The organism is Edaphobacter flagellatus (genome assembly GCF_025264665.1).
GTDB lineage: Bacteria > Acidobacteriota > Terriglobia > Terriglobales > Acidobacteriaceae > Edaphobacter > Edaphobacter flagellatus.
In genome coordinates, this window is sequence record NZ_CP073697.1 from 1,587,540 (window position 1) to 1,611,177 (window position 23,638).

The window sequence follows — 23,638 nt, forward strand, 5'->3', positions numbered from 1 at the left end:
GATGGCTGGAGCTAGGTAAGTGCCTTCTCGAATACTGCGGAGGTCTTGGTCTGCGTAAAGCCCTCGCGGAGGTAGAAGCGGTGGGCGCGCTCGCGGGTCATTCTGGAGGTGACGCGGATGGTGGCGATTCCCTGCTGCCGCGTCCATGCCTCGACCTCGGCGCAGAGACGGCTGCCGATGCCGTGAGAGCGTACGCCGTCGCGGACGACAAGGCCGGTGATGATGGTGTGCGGAGGCGTTTGCAGGTGACGCACAATCTCAGCCTCGATCCAACCGACGATATGGTTATCGAGAACAGCGACGTAAGCTGCATGACCGGAAGATAGCGGCAGGATGGACTGGATGCGCTGCTGCATGTCAGCCGTGGAGGTTGCGTAACCGAGCTGTGTGCTCAGCTCGGCGACGGCGGGTGCATCGGTTGATGCGATCTCGCGAATAGTGAGAGCGACTGCCGAAGAATCAGTCGCGGTCGTTGCCATAGATGACGACTCCCTGCTGCACCTTGTAGGCGATGGCGGCGGCGCGAGCGGTGAAGTCGGACTGCGGATATTTGGACTTCATCTGCTCGGCGAGTGCCTGGGTTTTGGCGGCGGCGGCCTCGGATTTTTTGCGGTTCTCTTCGACCGTGTACATCGTGACGGTGACGGCGGTGCGATATGTGGCGTTGTAGAGGGCTTCGGCAGCGCGAGGGCTGTCTGGAAACTGCGCTGCGTATTTTTCGTAGAGTCCGGCTTCCATCTCGGGACACTTGGGCAGACCCTGCCAGTCGCCGCAGAGTTTGGCGTCGATGAGCTCGTAGGCAGCCATGGCTGCGTATTTCGTTCCGGGATAGTTCTTGATGACCTTCTTCAGCTCACCGTCGAAGATACGCGGGCGGAGGGTGGGGTCCTGCTCGCGGGCGGAGGGAAGCGAGGCGATATCGGCCTTGGCGAGCTGCCAGCGGATGTCGGCGGAGCGCCATGCGGCCTCGGGCGCGAGCGAGGAGTTGGGGAAGTATTCGGCGACGCGGCGGTAGAGCAGGTGCGCGGCCATTGCTGCTCCCTTGGGCGCGTTGGGGCGCGAGGCAGCGTCTTCGAGGTTGGCGGCGGCTCCGTAGAGAATGAGGTCGCCGCCGGGTGTGGAGGGGGTGACGACGCCTTTGTCGCGAATCCAGCCGGAGGCGGGAGGCGGGGCCGATTCGTCGCCGAACTCGGGCTTGTCTTCCTGGTCGTCTTCGACGTCGGTATTGGCGAAGACTTTGACCCAGGGCGTGCTGCGCTCGACAATGACGACCTCGTGGCCGGGGGTGACGAGCGAGACTTTTTGCGAGTCGGCGTCGGCAGCGACATAGACGATGGCCTCGTGCAGCACAGTCGCACGAGCAGCACGGTCGTAGCCGGCTTTGTCTTTGGTCTTCTGCGCCTGCAGCAGAGGGCAGAGAACGATGAAGAGCGTACAGACGAGCCAGCGCAGCCGATCGATTCGCATAGACGTGATTTTAGACGCGCTACGGTGTGGCGGCGAGAGCGTCAGGCGAGTTGTCCGGCGGCGAGCTCGGAATCGAGGCGGCCGCGCAGGGCGGGCTCGAGGTTGCCTCCGCTGAGGACGATGGCAACCTTGCGGGCTTTGGGCAGCTCGTGCGCATGGAAGAGTGCGGCGGCGAGCGTGACGGCTCCGCTGGGCTCGGCAACGAGTTTGGTTGCTGTGAGGAAGACGCGCATGGCGGCGAAGATCTCGTCTTCGGTGACGGTGACGATGCCGTCGACATAGCGAAGGACGTGGGCGAAGTTCAGCTCGCCGAGACTCTGTGTGCGGAGGCCGTCGCTGATGGTGCGGGTGGTCTTTTCGGCGGGCCATTCGACCAGCTTTTTGGCGTAGAAGCTTTCGCGGGCGTCGGCGGCAAGCTCGGGTTCGGCGCCCCAGACCTGGACGGTGGGCTTGGCGATTCCCTGCTCGGCGGCAAGCTTGACGGCGGTAGAGACGCCGCTGAGCAGGCCGCCTCCGCTGACAGGCGAGAGGATGAGATCGACGTCGGGAAGCTGCTCGACGATCTCGAGGCCGCAGGTGGCTTGGCCGGCGATGATCTCGGGCGCGTCGTAGGGCGGGATCATGGCGTAGCCGAACTGTGCGACGAGCTCCTCGGCCTTCAGGCGACGCTCGGAGGAGGCGGGGCCGACTTCGACGATCTCGGCGCCGAGAGCGCGGGTGGCGGCCTTCTTCACCTCAGGCGCGTTGGAGGGCATGACGATGACGGCTTTGGCCCCGAGAGCGCGGGCAGCGTAGGCGACTCCCTGGGCGTGGTTGCCGCTGGAGTAGGTGATGACGCCGCGGCGGAGTGCGTCGGCAGAAAGCTGCGCGACCATGTTGTAGGCTCCGCGGAGCTTGAAGCTGCCGATGGGCTGCTCGCTTTCGGCCTTGATGTAGATGTCGAACTCAGGCTCGGCTAGCTTAGCCATATGCAGACGTGTGCGCTCGAGGCGATAAAGAGGCGTGCGCACGGCTACGCCGTCGATACGGCGCTCGGCGGCGCGTATGTCGTCGAAGGTGATGAATTCGCTCATGGGTGTCTCCGCATCCTCATCATAACCGCCACGATGAGCAGCTAGAAGACGCGGCCGAGGCCGAAGTACCACTTGCGGTGGTCGCTGTCGCCGATGCTGACGCCGCCGAAGAGTGGGCCGAGGAAGGTTTTGACGATGACCGCAGCCGCGGCATCGTTAGGCGTGGTCGGCGTCTGCGCGTTGCCTCCGTAGACTTTGCCGATCTCGTAGATGCCACCTGCGTAGATCGCGTCGGCGAAGACGGGGTTCAGCCGGGTGAGCAGATGCAGATAGCCGACCTGGCCCAGGAAGTAATCGGTGCCGAGCAGCTCGTTGCGTTCGTACGCGCTGAGACGCAGCGGGCCACCGAGGGTCAGACCTGCAAGGCCGAGATTGTCTGCGCCGAAGCTGGTACCGCCCTGGCCGATGCCGAAGATGATGTCGCGCGAACGGATGGGAATAAAGTGTTCGAGGCGTCCGGTCATCTGCGAGTAGCCGCCATTGTCGTTGGGCCTCTCGGTGTAGTAGTTGTAGGTGGCCGAAACGAGGCTGCCACGCGTAGGCACCTGCACGTCGTCCTGCCCGAGGTATTGAAACTTCACCCGGGAGACGAAGGGCATCAGGTTGAATTCCTGCGCCGAGGGCGTGCCGATGGTGCGATGCTCGCCGAACCACTGGATGTCTTCGCCAACGCGCACCTCGGTGCGTGCATTGAACTGGAAGCCGAGATCGACGCCGAGGCCGTTGCGGTTTTCCTTGTACTGCTCCAGCTGTTGCTCGCCCTGGAAGTAAGGATTCACCAGATGCGTGAAATAGGCATGAGGAGCGATGAAGGCGCGTGAGCCGGGGCGAAACGGCTTGAAGAGCTCTGCACTGATGCCGGCCGGCTGCCCAAGCGCGCCATCCAGGCGCAGCTCGGAGCCCGGGCCATAAATATTAAAGAAGGTAGCGCGCAGACCGACGCCGAGCTGCACATCGTTGGAATCGTTGGTCAGGATTGTGAGGCCAAAGTTCAGGAACGGCGGCCCGTAGTTTTTGGCCTGTGGACGGATCAACAGACCGTGCTTCCCGTCTCGCTCGGCGATGTTGTAGTTGATCGTCGAATAGAGGCCGGTCCCCTGCAGGTCGGCAATGCTGTTTTCGAGCTGTTCCGGATCGACCGGCTTACCGACATATCGCTCAAAGCGAGCATCGACGTTCTTCTGCTCGGCACCGCTGAGGCCCATCACATCGATGAACTGCGGAACAGGTACCGTGGTGCGGCGACGCGACTGGCGCTGCGCGAGATATGCGGCCCAGTCGGCATCGTCGAGCGCATACTTCTCAAGCTCAGGCGCTTCCAGCTCAGCGGCCTTTTCGCCGACGGGGATGATCTCCTTGCTCTTGGAGAACTCCAGCGTTCCGTACTTGCTGACATCGGAAGAGATGACGATGTCGGAGTTCTTGAGGCTCTGCACCTCGTTGGCTGCAACCATGATGGAGACGTTGCGGCCTGCGACGCCGACGAGCGAGGTCAGCGAACCCGGCGCGGGCGGGCCGGAGTTGAGATAGGACGAGATGATGACCTGGGCTCCCATCGACTTCGCAACATCGACCGGCAGATTGTCGACCGCTGCACCGTCGGCATACAGATCGTTGCCGACATGCACGGGCGCAAAGACGCCTGGGATGGACATCGTCGAGCGCAAGGCACGCGGCAGCGGCCCATCATCAAAGACGTGCGCCTGACCGGTGTTCAGCTCGGTTGCAACACAGCGAAACGGAATCGGTAGCTGGTCGAAGTTCTCGAGGTTCCAGTACGGCAGCAGCGTACGGTCAAAGAGAAGATTGACCGCTGCGCCGGAGTTGATGCCGCCGGGAAGGCTGAGACCGCCTTTCAAGCCAAGCTCCGAGCGATTGGGGAAGGCGAGTTTATCTTCTTTGCGGCGGTAGCTCAACGCAGGAAACGGAACCTGGCCGCTGAGCATTGTGGCCCAGTCGATATGGTTAACGAAATTTTCAATCTCGTCCGGAGATAATCCCGCCGCATACAGGCCTCCCACAAGGCCGCCCATGCTTGTGCCTGCGACGTAATCGACGGGAATGTGGTGCTGCTCGAGCCAGCGGATAACGCCGATGTGGGCCAGTCCTAAAGCGCCGCCGCCCTCGAAGACCAGGCCGATCTTCTTGCGGCCTTTTGCAGAAGAGGAAGCGGGCAGCGTTTTGGAAGCCCGATCAGGCGCCGCCTCCTGTGCATCGGCAATCTGAACAGCCAGCATGGCAGCAACGCTGAAAAAAGAAAGGGCATGGCGAAGATAGTTGCTCCACGTTCGCCCGACAGTGCGCTTCATACGCGTTTATCCATTCCCGGAATATGCCATTCTTTCGCGGTTTTACTGGCTTTTACAGGCCTTACCCAAGGCTGATTTTACGCTGAAATGCGAGGCTCTCCTGTGGCCGCCGAACCCGGAAGGGTACCTCCTGCATGCTTTAGCGGATACGGGGAAAAACAAAAAAGCGCCCTTGAGCGGGGCGCTTCCGTTATCGAAAGATGCGCTTGTTTAAATCTCGAGAACGACCGGCATGATCAGCGGGCGGCGGCTGGTGCTCTTCTGAATGAAGCGCTTGAGATCGGTGCGGATCTTCTCCTTGATGACGCCATAGTCGGCGCGCTCCTCGCTGGACGATCCGTCGAGTGTGCGTTGGACGATCTGTCGCGCCTCGGCAATGAGGCCGTCTTCAGGAACAGCCATGCCGCGCATGACGATCTCAGGTGGATTTTCGAGACGCCCTGTCATCTTGTTGATTGCGATGATGGGCAGCACGATGCCGTCTTCGCTGAGGTGGCGGCGATCACGGATGACGATCTCTTCGACGACGTCGGAAGCTGCGCCGCCGGAGTCGATACACACACGGCCAACGGTGACCTTGCCGGTCTTTGTTGCCGACTCGCGATCGAGTTCCAGCACATCGCCGTCTTCGAGCAGAACGGCCTTCTCGACGAGACCCATCGATGAAGCCAGTTCAGCGTGGCGCTTAAGGTGGCGATAGTCCCCGTGTACAGGGATGAAGAACTTCGGCCTGACGAGATTGATCATCAGGCGCAGCTCTTCCTGGCTGCCGTGTCCGCTGACGTGGATCAGGCCGGAGGCGCCGTCGTCGTAGATCACATTGGCGTCGCGGCGCTCGAGGTGATCGATCATGCGGTAGATCGACTTCTCGTTACCGGGAATGACGCGTGAGCTGAGCAGCACGGTGTCGCCCGCGTCGATCTTCGCGTGCTTGTGATTGTCGACCGCGGCGCGGCTAAGTGCGCTCATCGGTTCGCCCTGCGTGCCGGTAATCAGAATGCAGAGCTTGTCGGCTGCATAATCCTTGATCTGGCCGGGATTGATGATGAGCCCAGGTGCAGGCTCGAGGTAGCCGAGATCCTGCGCGATCTCAGTCGAGTTGTCCATCGAGCGGCCGATGATGGCGACCTTGCGACCGTGCTCGGCGGCCAACTCCGTTGCAAGCCGAATGCGATGGATGGACGAGGAGAAGCAGCTGAAGAAGAGCTTCTGCTGCGACTGCGCGAAGATTTCGGAGAGACGCGGACGTACGGCCTTCTCGCTGGGCGTGTAGCCGCGGCGATCGACGTTGGTGGAGTCCTGTAGCAGCGCGAGTACGCCCTGCTTGCCCAGCTCTGCGAAGGCGTGCAGATCGAAGGGACGGCCATCCGGCGGCGAGAGGTCGATCTTGAAGTCGCCGGTGTGCAACACCACCCCGACCGGCGTATGAATCGCCAGTGCGACGCAATCGACCAGCGAGTGCGTGACGCGGATGGGCATGATCGAAAACGGCCCCAGCGTGAATCGGTGACCGGGGACGATCTCCTGCAGATCGGCGTCGTCGAGGAGATTGTGTTCCTCGAGCTTGCCTTCGACATAGGCGAGCGTGAACTCGGTGCCGAAGACGGGAACGTTCAGCTCGGAGAGAATCCACGGCAGGCCGCCGATGTGGTCCTCATGACCGTGCGTCAGCACGATGCCGCGTACCTTGTCCCGGTTTTCGGTGAGGTAGCTGATGTCGGGAACGACGATGTCGACCCCCAGCAGCTCCTCTTCGGGGAACATCAGGCCGGCGTCGATGACGATGATGTCATCCTGCCAGCGGAGGACCATGCAGTTCATCCCGAACTCGCCAAGGCCCCCCAGCGGAATCAGCTTCAATTTATCTTGTGCCATGAAACTTAAATCTTAGCAGGTAGCCGTTACGCTACCGAAGCACATCCTCCAGCACAAGGGAAAGCTCGGTCTTCTCGTCACGATACTTCACGATGACCGGGGCGGCGATGCTCAGGCCCCATTCGGCTCCCTTGCCTTTGGTCACAGAACGCGATCCCGGGACGACGACGGCTCCCTCGGGGATCACCAGTGGGGTTTCGGCTGTGGCTTTGTACACCTCGCCCTTGACCAGATCATAGACCGGGGTGCCGCGCGTCAGCACGGTTCCGGCAGCGATGACCGCACGCTTGCGCACGATGGTGCCTTCGTAGACGCCGGTGTTGCCGCCGACGAGCGCATCGTCTTCGATGATGACCGGAGTTGCGTTCACCGGCTCCAGCACGCCTCCGATTTGCGCCGCTGCGCTCAGATGCACGCGCTTGCCGATCTGCGCACAGCTGCCTACCAGTGCGTGCGAATCCACCATAGTGCCTTCATCGACATAGGCGCCGACGTTGATATAGGCCGGAGGCATCACAACAACACCCTTCGAGAGATACGCTCCGCTGCGCACGCTCGATCCGCCCGGCACCACACGCACGCCGTCCGCTACGGCGAAGCGGCGCGCTGGATAGGTCGCTTTATCGACAAAGCGGAAGCCATCGGGGCAGCCCATCTCGACCATCTGTCCCAGACGGAAGCCCAGCAGGATACCGCGCTTCACCCAGGCATTCACACGCCAGCCCAGCGGTTGTGCCGCATCGGGCTCGGCGGAGCGCAATGTGCCGGCCTCGAGTGCACTGCGCAGCTCCAGGAACGCCGCTTCGGCCTCCTTGTTTCCAATCGCCTCCGCGCCCTGCGCGAACCAGTGCTCAATCCTCTGCTCCAGCGTGCCGTTCAAACTCACGTCTTCCCTTCTCTTTCTCTCTTGATTCTTCTGTCGATTGACGTTTTACGAAGCGAGGCGGTTCGCGCCTGCAAGCGTCTCTGCGCCCTGCGCGAATCCAAGCTCGTTCACCAATGCTTCGAGCTTCTTACGCGTCGCGTCCGAGACTGGCACCATCGGCAGGCGCAGCACATCGTCGCCGCGTCCGATCATTTTCATCACAGCCTTCACCGGAGCGGGACTGGCCTCCCAGAAGTGCGCGAGCATCAGGCGGAAGTAGCGTGCGTTGACGCTGCGTGCCGTCGCCCAGTCTCCGTCGAGTGCGGCGCGAATCATCGCCGACATCTCAGCAGGGATCACGTTGGAGGCAACCGACACCAGACCTGCGCCTCCCAGCGCAAGCACGGGCAGTGCGATGGAATCGTCACCAGCAAAGACGCGGAAGCTGCGCGGCGCCTGCGTCAGCAGCTCGGTGATCTGCGTGATGTTGCCGCTCGATTCTTTGATGCCGATGATGTTCGGGATCTCTGCAAGGCGCAGCGCCGTCGCCGGTTCGAGATTGGCAGCCGTGCGACCGGGAATGTTGTACAGCAGCACCGGCACATCGACCGATTCAGCAATCGCGCGAAAGTGCTGATACTGCCCTTCCTGTCCGGGCTTGTTGTAGTACGGATTTGCCGTGAGGATGCCGGTGAGCCCCTTTACGCGTGCCAGTTTGCGTGCTTTGGCAACGGCGTCGAGCGTCGCGTTGCTGGTGCATCCGCCGAAGACCGGCACCCGGCCGGCCGCCGTCTCGGCGACGATTTCAATCACACGCAACCATTCGGCTTCGCTCAGCGTTGCGGCCTCGCCGGTCGTCCCGCACGGGACAAGAAACCCGATACCGCTGGCGATCTGCCACTCCACCAGCGAGCGGAGCGCGCCCTCATCGACGCTCAGATCGCTCCTGAAGGGAGTCACCAGCGCCGTTCCACAGCCCATCAATTCCATAATGATTGCAAGTTTACCGCGTTCGACCTGTGCGTTTCACGAAATCGGCAGCAAACTCCTGAGCAAAAAGAAGCGCTCCGGCGGAGGTCCGGAGCGCACGGTATTGCTCTTTACAACGAAATCAGGCGCGGTACAGTTCGGAGGGAACGTGATACTCCGGCAGGTGCAGCGAAGCGCCATTGACCGCTCCCGGAGGCATGTCCATGCACTTCACGAACGCTGTCTGGAACTTCTGCATCTCGGTCTTGGTGCCGACAGTGACGCGCACATAGTTCGGCATCGCGGCCCATGTACGGCCAATCGCGACATTCTCCTTCAGCATCGCCTGCTGGAACTCTCTGCCGGGGCGTTTCACATCGACCATGAACATGTTCGCCTGCGAGCCGGGGACGGTCTTGTAGCCGTGCTTATCGAGGAATGCGAGCGTTTCTGTCCGGATGTCGGTGTTGATCTTGCGGCGAAGCGGGACAAGGTCCTTGTCCTGCAGGCTGGCGCGCGCAGCAGCCGAGCTGGTGATGGAGATGCTCGCCAGGCTGCGGCTCGGCCCAGGCACGGTCGCCATCTTCTGAAGCAGATCAGGACGGGCGACGGCGAAGCCGGCGCGCAGACCCGCCATGCCGTAGATCTTCGAGAAGGTCCGCATGACGATGATGTCCTTGTCGAGCGCGACCTGATCGATCACCGACTCGTGATCGGAGAAGTGGTGATACGCTTCGTCGACGATGACGACCGAGCCCGCGGGCTTGTTCGCCAGCAGCCACAGGATGTCCTCGCGCGGGGTCATCGTGCCGGTCGGGTTGTTCGGATTCACGATGTAGTACGCGCCGGGCGAAGGATGCGCCTTCACCATCGCTTTCACGTCATGCGCGTAGGTCGAGGTCAGCGGCACGGGATACTTCGGAGCCTTCATCGTGTCGGCGGCGCGCGGTCCCTGCTCGTAGCTGGGATCGCCATAGACCAGCGGCTTGTCCGGCCCGATGTTCGACATCAGGGCCAGATCGAGCGGCCCGCCCGATCCGGGAAAGAGCGCCGCATAGCCTTTCTTCAGCCCATAGATCTCGCTGAAGGTGGTGAGTGTCTTCATCGTCTCGTCGAAGTGGTAGCGCCCGCCCAGCGGCCCCGTCACGCTAATGGCCTGCAGTGCCGACTGTGCCGGGCCAAGCGGGTTCTCGTTCGAGCTGATGATGACGGTATCGGCCGAAAGCTGACGCATGTCGCCCATATCCGACATGCCGCCGAGTCCGCGGCGCGCGCCTTGCGCGGGTGCTGCGGCGGCTCCCTGCTGGATTGCAGCAAGCGCAGGATATGAGGTCGCAGCCGCTGAAGCTGCACCGAGGATTCTCATAAACGATCTGCGCGATACACCTGAGTGGACGTTAGGACACATATAGTTCTCCTCCGAGCGCCTTGAGCGCGAACTGGCTGATTTTGGGTAAATGGATGCGACGACGCAACGACGGAAGGTCGTGCGCTGACGGCAGAGATCGTCAATCGAACTTGCCCTGCGGAGCGTCGCGGCCCACGCAGAAATACACTGTAAAGGGGGTTCGCGGATACTGACGAATCAGCTCCGCGTTGAGTTTCACTGTACAGCGAAAATGCGCTGTGTGCCAAAAAAATCGCACGGGACGCAAGAAAAATTTGCTCCCCGTACAGGAGCAAATCGGCCTGTTAAGCAAGGAGACCCCGCCTGTCATCTCCAGGCCGGGCCTCGATTTCTGCGCGCAGGCTTTCGCTAAACCCATGCTCCGTTGCGCATTAGCGGCTCCGCCTTGCCGTCGGTGCCGATGCCGTCCACATCCATCTCCGCGGAGCCGATCATCCAGTCCACATGGATCAGGCTCTCGTTCGCGCCGCGCTTGGCCAGCTCGGCAGCATCCATCTTTTCGCCGCCGATGATGCAGGTCGAGTACGCCTGGCCAAGTGCGATATGGCTCGCCGCGTTCTCGTCGAAGAGCGTGTTCCAGAAGAGTATGCCGCTCTCGGCAATCGGTGAGTTATGCGGCACCAGGGCTACCTCGCCCAACCGCCGCGCACCATCGTCGGTCGAGATCAGGCGATTCAGCACATCCTCGCCTGCGGTCGCCTTCGCTTCGACGATCTTTCCGCCCTCAAAGCGCACGGAGATATTTTCGATCAGCGTGCCCTGATGCGACAGAGGCTTCGACGCACGCACCACGCCATCGACGCGGTCCTTGTGCGGTGTCGTGAAGCACTCCTCCGTCGGGATGTTCGGCTGGCAGTAGACTCCATTGCCTGCAGTCGTACCGCCACCGGCCCACAGGTGATCGTCGGCGAGCCCCACCTTGAGGTCCGTCATTCCATCGGCCGATTTGAAGTGCAGCGCAGCATAACGCTTCGCATTGAGGAACTCGACACGCTTCTTCAGGCGCTCGCCGTGCTCCTTCCATTCGGCAACCGGGTCATCGACGTTCACGCGCGAGGTGGCGAAGATCGCCTCCCACAGCTTGGCCACAGCAATGTCCTCACGCTCGCCGGGGAAGACCAGCTTCGCCCACTCCGGCGTCGCCGCAGCAACAATGGTCCAGTTGATCTCGTGACGCGTAATCAGCTCCATCGCAGGCTTGCCCGCCTTCGACGCAGCCACGTTTGCGCGCGACACCTTCGCGGGGTCCTGCTGGGCCAGCAGCGCAGGATTCGCGCCTGCAATCGCCAGACGCGCTGCACCGCTGCGGAAGCCGTTGGCAACGCCCTCCTGCAGCCACACCGCTGCGTGGTCGAAACTTGCATCCTGCGCGTACTTGTAGCGGGCCAGCGTACTGGGATCGTCGGCATAGAGCGTCGTCACCAGCAACGCTCCGGCCTTGTATGCCTGCTCGGTGATCTTGCGGGCCAACGGCAGCGCCTCCATCGGAGCCGACATGATCAGCTCTTGGCCGGGCTTCAGATTCAGGCCTACCCTCACCGCAACCTCGGCCAGGCGGTCCAGCTTCTCATCCAGCGACAGGTCGGCAAACTTCGTAACAGCTTCAGCAACGCTCATGAATACACCTCGAGGATTGGACGCAAAAGAGTGAGGGTGCGGCTCGCGCACCCTGTTTTTATATCTGGTCGTAGACGTCCTGAAAGTCGTAACAGCCCGTTCGCGTGGAGAGCCACTCCGCCGCGCGCACCGCGCCTTCGGCAAAGCCGCGACGCGAATGCGCATCATGCGTCAGCACGATCTTGTCCGCAGCGCTTGAGGCCGTCAGCACATGCAATCCCGCAGCATCGCCTACGCGATGCGCCGCGATCGGCACCTTGGCGCCTCCCGTCGCAGACTCCACCACCTGCGCCAGCGTCAGCGCTGTGCCTGAGGGAGAGTCCATCTTGGTGGTGTGGTGCGTCTCCTCAATCGAGAACGTGTAGCCAGAGTTCCGCAGCAGCTCGCCCATCTTCTTCGCCATCTGCAGCATGGTCTGCACGCCGATGGAAAAGTTGGTGCCGTAGAGCAGACCGGCATCCTTGCGCTCGGCCAGTTCCCTGGCCTTGTCGAGCCTGTCATACCAGCCCGTCGTGCCGACGACCATCTTCGCACCCGTGGCCAGCACTGCGCGCATGTTCTGCACCACAGCCTCCGGCGTTGTGAAGTCGATCACAACGTCGAACCCGGCGACGAATGGAGGCGTCAGCGCCGAAGCGTTCGCGTTCTCCTTGGCGTCCAGCACATGCACGCCATGTCCGCGCTCAGCCGCAACTTCGGCGACAAGCTTTCCCGTCTTTCCATGCCCCAACACGAGTACCCGCATTGAAGTTTCCCTTCCTATGCCCTGCTCTCTACCGGAACACGGGCTGCTACGTCAAAGATCGCCTCATCGGGGCTCGCGAAGAACTCCTTGTGCAGGCTGCGAACCGCCTCCTCCACATCTTCCTCGTCGATCATGAAGCTCATGTTGATCTCGCTGGCTCCCTGCGAAATCATGCGCAGGTTCACGTGGCTTACCGCTGAAAACACCCGGCCGGCAATGCCGTTGTGCCCGCGAATGTCCTCGCCGACCATGCAGATCAGGGCCTTGGAGCCCTCCATCTTCACATCGGCGATCTTCGAAAGCTCCTCGCAGATCTCCGGCAGCTTCTCGTTCGAGTCCACGCTGAGCGAGATGCTGACCTCGCTGGTCGAAACCATATCAATCGCGCACTTGAACTTATCGAACACGTCGAAAACGGCCTTCAGGTAGCCGTGCGTCATCAGCATACGGCTGGCGACGATATCGATGATCGTCAGCTTCTTCTTCGCCGCGATGCTCTTGAACGGGCTCTTGCACGGGGGAGCGACGGCGGTGATCTTCGTGCCTTCGTTCTCCGCATTCCGCGAGTTCAACACCCACACCGGGATGCTCTTCTGCACGGCAGGAAGAATCGTCGCCGGATGCAGCACCTTCGCGCCGAAGTAGGCCAGCTCCGCCGCCTCTTCAAAGCTGATCGTCTTCACACGCAGCGCGTCCGGGCAGATGCGTGGATCGGTCGTCATAATGCCGTTGACGTCCGTCCAGATCTCAATCGCGCCGGCATGCAGGCCGCCGCCCACCAGCGCGGCGGTGTAATCGCTGCCGCCACGGCCAAGCGTCGTCGTAATGCCCTCGGCGTTCGAACCGATAAAACCGCCCATCACCGGCGTCTTGCCCGCAATGACCAGCGGCAGCACCAGCTCGGTCAGCTTGGCCTCAATCGCAGCTTCCTGCGGAGCGGCCTTACCGTAGTTCGAATCCGTAATGATGCAGGTGCGTGCGTCCACATGCGTGCCGTTCAGCCCGCGCTGATCGAACGCAGCCGCCACCATGCGGCTGGAGAGACGCTCGCCGAAGCTCACCACCAGATCGCCCGTACGCGGCGTAAGCTCACCTACGGCAGCAATGCCGCGCAACAGATCGTCCAGCGCGTCGAACTCCGCATGAATCTGCACCTGCAGCGCCGCAAAGCGCTGCTCATCCAGCAACTCACACGCTGTATCGACGTGACGATGACGCAGGCGCGAGCTGATGGCCAGCGCGCCGGCCTTGTCGCCGCGGCCAGCAGCAGCCGCAGCAGCCAGAAGCTGATCGGTCACCTTCGCCATCGCCGAAACGACGACAATCGTCTCAAGATTCTTCTTCCGGCGGCCGCCTACGATCGCGGCCGTACGGTCCATCGCCTTGGCGTCTTCTACCGAAGTGCCGCCAAACTTCATCACCACCAAAGATTCACGCGCAGAACTCAAGCCAGCACCGCCTGACTCTCACCGGTCGGCACGCCGAGCTTGTTCAGTCGCCCCTGCCGCGCCAGAATCTCCGCATTCAGCAGAGCAGCGCCTGCAGCGCCGCGAATCGTATTGTGCGACAGCACAACAAACTTCCAGTCCAGCAGCGGGCACTCACGCAGACGGCCCACCGTCGAAGCCATGCCGTGGCCGCGCATGCGGTCCAGGCGAGGCTGCGGGCGGTCCACCGCATCGTCGAACTCCACCGACTGCTCCGGAGCCGTCGGCAGGCTCTGTCCGCGCAGTGGAGCAAACTCACGCCACGCCGCCAGAATCTCCTCGCGCGTCGCCTTCTTCCTGAACTTGATGCTCACGCACTCGGTGTGACCGTCCTCCACCGCAACGCGATTGCAGTGCGCGCTTACCTTGGCATCCAGCATCTCGATGTGGTCGCCGCGTACACGGCCCAGCAGCTTGCCAACCTCCTCCTGCATCTTCTCCTCTTCATTCTTGATGAAGGGGATGACGTTGCCCAGGATGTCGAGCGAAGGCACGCCAGGATATCCCGCGCCGCTCACGGCCTGCATCGTCGAAACGAACAGGCTCTCAATGCCGAAGCGCTCCTCGAGCGGCTTCAGCGCCAGCACCAGGCCGATGGCCGAACAGTTCGGGTTCGTCACGATATAGCCGCCGCTCTCGCGACGCCACGACTGCGTGTCGATCAGGTCCAGATGGCCCGCATTCACCTCAGGCACAACCAGGGGAACGTCCTTCGCCATGCGGAACGCGCTCGAGTTCGAGATGACAGCGCAGCCTGCAGCAGCAAACTTCGGCTCCAGCTCGCGGGCAATGTCCGCGTCCAGCGCGGCAAAGATAATCTTCGGCAGCTCACCCTCGCACAGCTCCGGCACATTGGGCTGCACCTTCATCGCGGCAATCCGCGCAGGAAGCGGTGTGTCCAGCTTCCATTTGCAGGCCTCGCCGTACGTCTTGCCCGCACTGCGGTCGCTCGCCGCAAGCCATGCAATCTCAAACCAGGGGTGATTATGCAGAAGTTGAATGAATCGCTGACCGACCATGCCGGTCGCGCCAAGAATGCCAACCCGTCGCCGTTCCATAGTCCTTCAAGGATAACGCGCCGCGGTTCCCCTGCGCCACGGCTGCACTGAAAACCGCACAGCAACCGTGACGAAGCACGAAGAATGAAGGCTCCTTCATTGCACGCGGCAACTTAGCGTTCGCCGCGCTGCCACTGCCGCCTGCGCTGATACGTGCTGCCGCCGCCGACCAGCGTCAGAATCGCCACGCCAAAATGAATCAGAAACCACAGGCTGATCCCCTGGTCCTGATAGATCAGGTACAGCACCAGCAGCCGCGGCAGCAGAACCGCGAAGACAACCGGAATCCAGCCCTCCAGATGGAACGGCACCAGCACGCCCGAAAGCCACGCCACAATCAATGAGACGCGCGGCAGAAACAGCGCAAAGACCAGAAACCAGAACGGCAGCCTGTGCGAGATCAGCGTCAGGCTGAATCCATGCTCAACACCCTGCCACAACATTGCCGCCAAACCCATCAGGCCCGCCTCCGGTCACTTTATCGAGTAGGCAAACTCTGCCGCAGTCTGCGTCTTCGCCGCGACAGTCACCTTCATCGTCTGCTCGCCCAGCTTCTCGTGGACGGCAGCCAGTGTATACGTTCCCGCCGGAAGGCCGCTGATCTCAAATCGCCCGTCGCTGTCGCTCACCGCAAAAAACGGCGTCGCCGACACGTTGATAAACGCATTCATCCAGGGATGATTGTTGCAGCGAACCGGCATCATCACCTCCGGCGTATCAAACCTGCGCCGCTCCGGAGCACCCTTCGCCCCTTGCGACACATCCACCCCCGGATTGGCCGACGGCATCGTGTGGATGTTGTGCATCGTCCCATCGGAGTTACGGAACTCAACCGTGCCACCCTTCATCAGGGCGATCACATGCGGCACATAACGGCAGCCCACCTGATCCAGCACAACAAGGGACTCGTTCGCCGGCATGGGAGCCGACATCGCTCCCTGTGGGCCGTCCTTGATGTAGACATACACATTGGCCAATCCGCCACCATGAATGACGTACTGCTCCGACAGGTTCGCTCCCCCGGCAATCGAGCACACCGGATCCATGCTCATGTCGATCTTCACCCGCTCCGGGGCCTTGCCCCTGAAGTGAACAATACCGGCAATCGAGCCGCTCGTCACGGCTTCACCGGGAGCAACCGTCTTCGAATCCGCGGACTTCACGCCATTGTCGACCACCGCGCCGCTGCGGATCGCGCTGTCGGGCTTGCACCCGGCAAACCCGATCATCGCAATCGAGACGAACGCGGCTACACGACACCATTGCGTGCTCTGCCTGCCAGATCCCACGGCTACTTCACCGCCACCGGCGACTCCATCGCAGCCAGCACCGCATCGGCAAATGCCTTCGTCCCGCTCGAACCGCCAACATCGCGCGTCAGCGTCTTGCCCTCGCGATATACCTGCTCAATCGCGTCCTGCACCCGCTCTGCCGTCGCCTTCTCGTCGAGATGATGCAGCATCAGCACAGCCGACTGCAGCAGTGCCGTCGGATTCGCCATGTCCTTGCCCGCAATGTCGGGCGCCGATCCGTGCACCGCCTCAAAGATCGCGCATTCGCGTCCGAGGTTCGCTCCCGGAACCAGCCCCAGACCGCCGATAAACGCGCTGCACAGGTCGCTCAGAATGTCGCCATACAGGTTCTCCGTCAACAGAATGTCGTACTGGTAAGGATTCAGCACCAGCTGCATGCAGGTGTTATCGACGATGTGCTCCTTGTACTCGATCTCCGGAAAGCCCTCGGCGACCGTGCGGCAGCACCGCAGGAACAGGCCGTCCGACAGCTTCATGATGTTCGCTTTGTGAATCGCATGCACCTTCTTACGGCCATGCTTCTTTCCATAATCGAAAGCAAACTGCGCGATGCGGCTTGAGCCCTTCTCTGTGATGATCTTCAGCGACTGCACCACGCCCGGCACAATCTCGTGCTCCAGCCCCGCATACAGGTCTTCCGTGTTCTCGCGCACGATGATCAGGTCGATATCGGGATACTTCGTCTTCAGTCCCGGCAGGCTCTTCACCGGACGAAAGTTCGCATACAGGTCAAACTTCTTGCGCAGCGTCACGTTGATCGACGCAAAGCCCCCGCCCACAGGAGTCGTCACCGGCCCTTTGAGCGCAACCTTATTCTGCTCGATCGACTCATACAGCGCCTTCGGAATGTACTCGCGCGTCTCGGCGAAAGCATCGGCCCCGGCCTTGAACTCGTGCCACTCAAACCCCACCCCGGTGGCCGCACCCGCAACCTCCAGGATCTTTACCACCGCGCCTGAAACCTCCGGCCCGATACCATCACCGGGAATCAGCGTAATCTTGTGCATCCTCTTGCCAGCCATTACTTCTCCTTACTTCTAACCGCTTATAAAGCGGGAACCTCGTTGAAAATTGACGTGTCACCCCTGAGCGAAGCCGCATAGCTGCTAAGTCGAAGGACCTGCATGCAAACGTCACCGCTTCTTCTTCAAATCTTTCCCGCTCAGCAGCTCTTCCAGTTCCTGCTTGAACTCCCGCACGTCCTTGAAGTCTCGATACACCGAAGCAAACCGAATATATGCAACCGTATCGATCTCCTTCAGCCGCGTCATAATCAGCTCGCCGACCTCCGAGGTCGAACGCTCGCGCTCCGGCGAATCGACCACGTAGGCCTCCGTCTCATCCACGATCTGCCCCAGTTTGCCCGCAGGCACCGGACGCTTCTCGCACGCGTGTAAAAGACCGCTCAGCACCTTCTGGCGGTCGAACTTCTCCCGTCGGCCGTCCTTCTTGACGACCATGTAAGGGATCTCATCGATTCGTTCGTATGTCGTAAACCGTTTGTTGCAGCCTTCGCACTCGCGACGTCGACGGATGGAATCCGCCTCCTTGCTCTCACGCGAATCCACCACACGATCCTGGGTAAAGCCACAATAGGGACACTTCATCGCAATGCCTTGATTCTAGCAGCGATTCGCTACCGGCTCCCCTGCTCCACCTCGGCGGCGACCACCTCTTTGCCCGCCTCTTCGCTCTCTTCGGCAATCTTCTTCAGGCTCACGTGGTCCAGCCGAGCGCACAACAGCCCCGCCGGAATGATGCACAGAAACGTCACCGCCAGCAGCATCGCGCCGCAAGCCGTTGCCGCCTCAATCGGAGCGCCGTAGAAGGCGTGCATCGCCGTTGCCGTCACCGCAATCTGCGTGAACCATCCCACAATCGGAAGCTGCAGCAGGCTGCCGCCGATACTCGCCGCCATCAGCAGCATCGCGCGTGAAAACGTCAGGTTCGCCAGTTCCGGCGTATGCACAAAGGCATGCGCCGTCTGTACGTAGGCCGACGCAATCATGCCCCACATCACCAGCGAAATCACCGTCACCAGCGCCAGCTCGCCAAAGCTCTTCAGCCCCCGCAAACCATCACGGAAGCCCTCGATCTTCTCTGCGATGCTTTCAGCAATCGGCTTCGACAACGGGCTCAACACCGTGCGCGCAAACGAGGCCACCGCGCCGCCTGCAACACGAACCACCCCGGCAAAGATCGCAATCGCCAGCGTCAGCAGCAGACTGCCGCGGCCCACCTTCATAAACAGCGCGTAGTCCGGCGTGTCCTTCGGTGCAAACGCCAGCGCCGAAGAGAAGATCAGCGCCGCCGCGCCCAGGTCGAACATCCGCTCCAGCGTGTACACCGCCATCTGCGAGCTCAGCGTCAGCCCCAGCTTGCGCGCCACCAGGTACGGACGCGACAAATCGGCAAGCCGCCCGAACAGCGCCACAGCCGTAAAGCCGGTAAACTGCGGCCCCACCAACGGCCCCACGCCAACATTCTTCATCGGTTTCACGAAGACGCTCCACCGTATCGCGCGCAGCCAGTATGTTGTATAGATCAGCAGAATCCCCGCCATCGCGTGGACCGTATCGACATGCTTCAGCTGCTGCCAGAACATCGGCCAGTCAAAATGAATGCGGTCGCGATAGATAAAGACCAGCGCCCCAAGCGCCACCACGACCAGCGCCCACACCGCCGCGCTACGATTCTTCATCGCGCCTCACTTGCCTGCCGCTCATTTGCCCTGTGCCACCTGGACGCTGGCCCGCGCCGCCTCGTGCTTTCTGCGATTGAACTCCCGAATCACCCGCGCCACATACGCCCGTGTCTCGCGATACGGAGGAATGCCGTGATACTTATCGACCGCCGCAGGGCCCGCGTTATACGCAGCCAGAGCCAGCGCCACATTGTCGTGATAACGCGTCAGCAACTGGTCCAGGTAGGTCGAACCGCCGGCAATATTCTCGTCCGGCTTGAACGCGTCTTTTACTCCCAGCTCATCGGCCGTCTTCGGCATCAGCTGCATCAGCCCGCGAGCGCCGACGCGCGAAACCGCACGCACCTGCCCGCCGCTCTCTGCCCGCACCAGACTCGCCAGCAGATCTTCATCAATGTTGTGCTCCACCCCGGCATGCGCCAGCATCGTGTGCATCTCGTCACGAGTCAGCACAGCAGGGGCAATCGCTGCAGCGCTCGCAGGAACAGAGCTGACAACAGCAGGCTGCACGACAGCCGTCGGAGGATCCGCCACCGTCTCGACATGAACCACGGCATCTGCCGCTACTTCAAGATAGTTGCTGTCGCCCGCCGAAGCACCGGCAAGATACAGCCGCACTTTATCGCCCACCACTTCGCGCCGCGAGCAATCCATCTCAAAGCCGTTCTTCAGCACCACATGCTCGGCCGCTCGCGCTGTCACAGGAGACACCACCGCAGCCACCGCCAAAGCGGCGCACCCGCGCAGCATCCATCCTCGTGAACAGAAACGCATCGTCACTCTCAAAAGCCTACCACCGCAGCCCTGGCCTGAATCCACGCATACTACGAACGTGTCACAGGCATCACCAGTGCCCCATCCAGCGCCGCCTCAATCGCCTCGGCCACGCTGTCCTCATCGTTCCGCTTGCCGATCCCCCATCCCCGCGCTGCTGCAACCTCTTTCAAATCAGCAGGAGCGTTCGCCATCAACACTGCACTACCCGCCGCCTCCAGCATCGAAACATCGTTCCAGTTGTCCCCGATCGCCAGAATCGACTCCCGCTCTACTCCACGCAGCTGCGCCAGATTCATCAACGCACCGCCCTTGCTGCATCCCGCCGGAAGAATGTCAACGATGCAGAGATCCCGCTCCGGATACTCCGTCCTGTGCAGCGCCGCCTCCGGCCTCGATGCCCTCGCACCGTCGGCATCTCCCTGCTGCCGCTCCCCACTCCTTCTCCACGGAGACAGCCCCACGCGCAGCACCTTCGGATCGGCCAGCAATCGTGCCTCTGCCTCGCGCATGCGCTCAATCGTGCCGCACAGCATCATCTGGATCATCCCCTCGCGCCCCATCGCCTCTTCAATCGGAACGACGTGCTCGATGTAGCGGTCATTGGCCGCCATCCACTTGCCGATACTGCCCTCCAGCTCGCTGGCCATCTCCACCACCAGAGCGCCACGCGTATCGTCCCCATCCGCCTGAACCCGGTCAAAGGTCACCAGCAGCGCCCGGCGAAACTCGCCCATGTGCCCGCACAGCCACTCCCCGGTTTCCTTGTCCAGCAGCGTCCGCTCCAGCAGCCGAGCCCCAACCGTCCGCACCACCGCGCCGTTCGAGCTGATCAGCCCGTTCTCCTCATTCAGCCCCAGTCCACGCAGCACCTTCATCGCGTAGCTGTGCCTGCGTCCGGTGGCTACCACCACCTCCACCCCGGCACGCTCCGCGGCCTTCATCGCCGCCAGGTTCCGAGCGCTTACCTGCCCGTCCGCGCCCAGAAGTGTACCGTCCATGTCCACGGCCACCATACGTATCCCATTTTTCCGATTCACACTGCATATTCTCTCATCCCCGCCGCATAAACATGCATAAATTCCTAATTATCAACAATTTACCGTCCATTAACTGGACTTCCCCACCCCGGCCGGGCGAGACTTAATACAGGCATCACAAAGGTTGTTTTTATGTTTCACAAAATTGCAGTCACTCCCATCAGGAGCAGTTCCACCCCAGCCGTTCTCCCGCAGCCAACCCTTCAGGACACCGCGCAGCCCAACCCGCGCCTGATCCTCGTTCCCGCCTCAGCCTCCGGCGGCAGCGGAACACCCGAGCGGCGCGCCTCCGCACTCTTCGATCTGATCTCCATCTCAGCTCACCGCTGCTCCTCCTTCTTCGCTGAGGCTGCCGTGCTGGTGCTCGTCCTCGCCCTGCTCGACCGCTTCATGCTCAAGGGCCGTATGGAAATCGGCTGGATCATCTCGGCTATCAGCATCAGCCTCGGCCTGCTTATCGCCAGCATCGCCACGGACTACTCCGCGCGCCGCTGGCTCAGCCGTCACTAATAACCCGAATCTCCCCGCAGCGGGAGCCGATCGTCACGACTTCCAACCGTATACGATCAGAGCATGCCCCGCATTGCATCGCTCGAGTGCTCCCGCTGCCATCACCACATCCCCGCCGCGACCGTAGAAGCCACCCCGCAGACCCTCTGCCCCGTCTGCGCAGGCTCGCTCTACGTCCGCTACGACATGGACGAGCTCAAGCGCACCGCCCGCCGCGAAGACATCGCTGCCCGCGCCGCCGCCAGTCCGGCGAGCCTCGGCATGTGGCGCTACGCCGCCGTCCTGCCTGACGCTACCCCCGTCACCCTGGGCGAGGGCTGGACGCCCATAATCCACAGCAAACGCTACCCCGGCCTCTACATCAAGGAAGAAGGCGCCAACCCCACCGGCACCTTCAAGGCCCGCGGCCTCTCGCTCGCCGTCACGCTGGCGAAGCACTACGGCCTCCAGCACCTCGCCGTGCCCTCCGCCGGCAACGCTGCCGGAGCGCTCGCCGCCTACGCCGCTGCCGCCGGAATCAAGGCCCACCTCTTCATGCCGCAGGACGTCCCCTTCGCCAACTACGTCGAAGGCGTCGTCTACGGAGCCGACGTCCATCTCGTCGACGGCCTCATCTCCGACGCCGCACGCATCGTCGGCGAGCGCATCAAGCAGCAGAAAGAATCCAACACGCCTGCCAGCGAAATCTGGTTCGATATCTCCACCCTCAAGGAGCCCTACCGCATCGAAGGCAAGAAGACCATGGGCTACGAGCTCGTCGAACAGCTCGGCTGGACCTACCCCGACGCCGTCTTCTACCCCACCGGCGGAGGCGTCGGCCTCATCGGCATGTGGAAGGCCTTCGACGAGATGGAGCAGCTCGGCTGGGTCACCGGAAAGCGTCCGAAGATGTATGCGTTGCAGGCCGCAGGCTGCGCACCCATCTCCACCGCCTTCGACCAGCACAAGCCCACCAGCGAGTTCTTCCAGAACGCCGACACCTTCGCCGCAGGTCTCCGCGTCCCCAAGCCCTACGGCGACTACATCATCCTCGACATCCTCCAACAGTCCGGCGGCAAGGCCATCGCCAGCGACGATGCCACCATCCTCCAGAGCATCCTCGACTACGCCCGCCACGAAGGCATCTTCCTCTCCCCCGAAGGAGCCGCCGCCACCGCCGCCTACGACCAGCTCCTCAACTCCGGCGAGCTCAAGCCCACCGACAAGGTCGTTCTCTTCAATACCGGTGCGGGCCTCAAGTACACCGACATGACCGCCGAAGCCATGCATCTACGCCGCCCCAACACACTCCCCACCAGCCTGCCCGTAGGAGGCATCATTACTCCGCAGTAGGTCACCGGGCGGAACTCGCCAGGCTCGTGAGTAAAGTGATACTGTTTTGCCGCTTCAAAAACAGCACGACTCACTTTCCCTATTGGAGCGTTCCCCCAAATGCCAACAAACCTCAGAGCAGCACTCGTTGGACTCTCGCTTTTTTCTCTCTGTTCCTCCATGCAGGCGACCATCTATCGCCATATCACCGCCGAAACGGTCGCTCCGTATAACGCTGTGATTAACAGCGACGGCTCGCTCACCGAAGACGGCATCAACTATGCCTGCATCTACAAGCCCGTCCCGCAGGCATCCTGGGTCCGTACTCCCTGGATCAGCCCCAGTCAGGCATACAGCGGCTCGCATTCCATCGGTCTCGAAGTTGATCCTCAGGTTCCCACCACGCAGGGCGAGGTCGACAAAGTCCAGCAGCGCATCTCTTCCGGTAACGACAGCTTCGCCCTGACCTGGGGCGTCAAGCGTTACACCGGCTTCGCCGTCAAGCTTCCGAGCGCCAACTTTCAGATCCCCACCGATCGGCTCATGATTGCCCAGTGGTGGCAGGGATCGCCCTATGGCCCACCCGTCCGCATCGAAATCACCAACGATACAACCGACCAGGTCACATGGAAGCTCTGGATTCTCAATAACGACACACTGGGCAATCCCTCCGCCACACCGATCGTTGTCGATGGAGGAACCATCCCCTTCGACACATGGAGCACCTTCGTCGTCATGCTGATTCCCGACTACACCGGCAACGGGCAAATCAAGGTCTGGCAGGACGGCACGCAGGTCATTTACTGGACCGGCAAAGTCGGATACGACCCCTCCACCATCCCCTATAAAAACCCGCCCGCCGGGACCGCAAATCCCAATAACGCCTTCGACGTCTTCTACGGCCCCTATCGCAACACGCAGAACACCAAGCAGCAGATGTTCTTCGACGAAATTAAATTCACCGATACCTATAGCGAAGCTCTGCCTTAACCAGCCTCACCCTGCCAGGGGAGCTTGAACTCTCCTGGCAGCCATCGCAGTATCCTGACAAATTCGACGAGGACGCGCCTGAGCGAATCCATCTGCTTCGCCTCGTACCGGAAACCAATCTGG

The 23,638-nt window shown here is 61.8% G+C and carries 22 protein-coding genes; 3 read left to right on the forward strand and 19 right to left on the reverse strand.

Features of this window, described 5'->3' with window-relative positions; genetic code table 11:
* Positions 1–11 precede the first annotated feature (11 nt).
* The 19 genes from KFE13_RS06735 to KFE13_RS06825 form a co-directional block, all read right to left on the reverse strand.
* Positions 12–479 (reverse strand): GNAT family N-acetyltransferase, encoded by a 468-nt coding sequence (locus KFE13_RS06735; protein ID WP_260706398.1) that lies wholly within the window; start codon positions 477–479, stop codon positions 12–14.
* A complete protein-coding gene (locus tag KFE13_RS06740; RefSeq protein WP_260706399.1) occupies positions 460–1,467 on the reverse strand; it encodes a protein phosphatase 2C domain-containing protein in 1,008 nt (335 codons plus the stop codon). The genes KFE13_RS06735 and KFE13_RS06740 overlap by 20 nt, the downstream gene beginning before the upstream one ends.
* A 41-nt stretch (positions 1,468–1,508) precedes the next feature.
* Positions 1,509–2,540, reverse strand: a complete 1,032-nt coding sequence (locus KFE13_RS06745) for a threonine ammonia-lyase (RefSeq protein ID WP_260706400.1) — start codon at positions 2,538–2,540, stop codon at positions 1,509–1,511.
* 41 nt (positions 2,541–2,581) lie between these two features.
* Positions 2,582–4,849, reverse strand: coding sequence for a patatin-like phospholipase family protein (locus tag KFE13_RS06750; protein WP_260706401.1), 2,268 nt, complete (start codon positions 4,847–4,849; stop codon positions 2,582–2,584).
* Between the two features lie 210 nt (positions 4,850–5,059).
* Entirely contained in the window at positions 5,060–6,724 is a 1,665-nt protein-coding gene (locus KFE13_RS06755) for a ribonuclease J (protein ID WP_260706402.1), read from the reverse strand.
* Positions 6,725–6,755: 31 nt separating this feature from the next.
* A complete protein-coding gene (locus KFE13_RS06760) occupies positions 6,756–7,610 on the reverse strand; it encodes a 2,3,4,5-tetrahydropyridine-2,6-dicarboxylate N-succinyltransferase (RefSeq protein WP_260706403.1) in 855 nt (284 codons plus the stop codon).
* 45 nt (positions 7,611–7,655) lie between these two features.
* Positions 7,656–8,579 (reverse strand): 4-hydroxy-tetrahydrodipicolinate synthase, encoded by a 924-nt coding sequence (gene dapA, locus KFE13_RS06765; RefSeq protein WP_260706404.1) that lies wholly within the window; start codon positions 8,577–8,579, stop codon positions 7,656–7,658.
* A gap of 121 nt (positions 8,580–8,700) precedes the next feature.
* A complete protein-coding gene (locus KFE13_RS06770) occupies positions 8,701–9,924 on the reverse strand; it encodes an aminotransferase class I/II-fold pyridoxal phosphate-dependent enzyme (protein ID WP_260706405.1) in 1,224 nt (407 codons plus the stop codon).
* Between the two features lie 390 nt (positions 9,925–10,314).
* Positions 10,315–11,583, reverse strand: coding sequence for an aminopeptidase (locus KFE13_RS06775; RefSeq protein ID WP_260706406.1), 1,269 nt, complete (start codon positions 11,581–11,583; stop codon positions 10,315–10,317).
* Positions 11,584–11,641: 58 nt separating this feature from the next.
* The gene (gene dapB, locus KFE13_RS06780; protein ID WP_260706407.1) at positions 11,642–12,328 is read right to left on the reverse strand and encodes a 4-hydroxy-tetrahydrodipicolinate reductase; all 687 of its coding nucleotides are present in this window, start codon (positions 12,326–12,328) and stop codon (positions 11,642–11,644) included.
* Positions 12,329–12,342: 14 nt separating this feature from the next.
* Positions 12,343–13,746 carry a lysine-sensitive aspartokinase 3 gene (gene lysC, locus KFE13_RS06785; protein WP_260706921.1) on the reverse strand — a complete coding sequence of 468 codons (1,404 nt, stop codon included), beginning with the start codon at positions 13,744–13,746 and terminating at the stop codon, positions 12,343–12,345.
* A 26-nt stretch (positions 13,747–13,772) separates the two neighbouring features.
* A complete protein-coding gene (asd, locus tag KFE13_RS06790) occupies positions 13,773–14,873 on the reverse strand; it encodes an aspartate-semialdehyde dehydrogenase (RefSeq protein WP_260706408.1) in 1,101 nt (366 codons plus the stop codon).
* Positions 14,874–14,986: 113 nt separating this feature from the next.
* Complete coding sequence (locus KFE13_RS06795; RefSeq protein ID WP_260706409.1) at positions 14,987–15,331, reverse strand: hypothetical protein; 345 nt, start codon at positions 15,329–15,331, stop codon at positions 14,987–14,989.
* 15 nt (positions 15,332–15,346) lie between these two features.
* Positions 15,347–16,162 (reverse strand): carboxypeptidase regulatory-like domain-containing protein, encoded by an 816-nt coding sequence (locus tag KFE13_RS06800; protein ID WP_260706410.1) that lies wholly within the window; start codon positions 16,160–16,162, stop codon positions 15,347–15,349.
* Positions 16,163–16,164: 2 nt separating this feature from the next.
* The gene (locus tag KFE13_RS06805) at positions 16,165–17,208 is read right to left on the reverse strand and encodes an isocitrate/isopropylmalate dehydrogenase family protein (RefSeq protein ID WP_260706411.1); all 1,044 of its coding nucleotides are present in this window, start codon (positions 17,206–17,208) and stop codon (positions 16,165–16,167) included.
* 111 nt (positions 17,209–17,319) lie between these two features.
* Positions 17,320–17,793 carry a transcriptional regulator NrdR gene (gene nrdR, locus KFE13_RS06810; protein ID WP_260706412.1) on the reverse strand — a complete coding sequence of 158 codons (474 nt, stop codon included), beginning with the start codon at positions 17,791–17,793 and terminating at the stop codon, positions 17,320–17,322.
* A gap of 29 nt (positions 17,794–17,822) precedes the next feature.
* A complete protein-coding gene (locus tag KFE13_RS06815) occupies positions 17,823–18,887 on the reverse strand; it encodes a lysylphosphatidylglycerol synthase transmembrane domain-containing protein (protein WP_260706413.1) in 1,065 nt (354 codons plus the stop codon).
* A gap of 21 nt (positions 18,888–18,908) precedes the next feature.
* Positions 18,909–19,664, reverse strand: coding sequence for a lytic transglycosylase domain-containing protein (locus KFE13_RS06820; RefSeq protein ID WP_260706414.1), 756 nt, complete (start codon positions 19,662–19,664; stop codon positions 18,909–18,911).
* 50 nt (positions 19,665–19,714) lie between these two features.
* On the reverse strand, positions 19,715–20,704 hold the full coding sequence (locus tag KFE13_RS06825) for an HAD-IIB family hydrolase (protein ID WP_260706415.1): 990 nt from the start codon (positions 20,702–20,704) through the stop codon (positions 19,715–19,717).
* A 132-nt stretch (positions 20,705–20,836) separates the two neighbouring features.
* Between KFE13_RS06825 and KFE13_RS06830 the strand changes: the two genes are divergently transcribed.
* The 3 genes from KFE13_RS06830 (at position 20,837) to KFE13_RS06840 (ending at position 23,515) form a co-directional block, all read left to right on the forward strand.
* The gene (locus KFE13_RS06830; RefSeq protein ID WP_260706416.1) at positions 20,837–21,214 is read left to right on the forward strand and encodes a hypothetical protein; all 378 of its coding nucleotides are present in this window, start codon (positions 20,837–20,839) and stop codon (positions 21,212–21,214) included.
* A 63-nt stretch (positions 21,215–21,277) separates the two neighbouring features.
* On the forward strand, positions 21,278–22,546 hold the full coding sequence (locus KFE13_RS06835) for a threonine synthase (protein WP_260706417.1): 1,269 nt from the start codon (positions 21,278–21,280) through the stop codon (positions 22,544–22,546).
* 99 nt (positions 22,547–22,645) lie between these two features.
* Positions 22,646–23,515 (forward strand): polysaccharide lyase, encoded by an 870-nt coding sequence (locus tag KFE13_RS06840; RefSeq protein ID WP_260706418.1) that lies wholly within the window; start codon positions 22,646–22,648, stop codon positions 23,513–23,515.
* Positions 23,516–23,638: the final 123 nt, after the last annotated feature.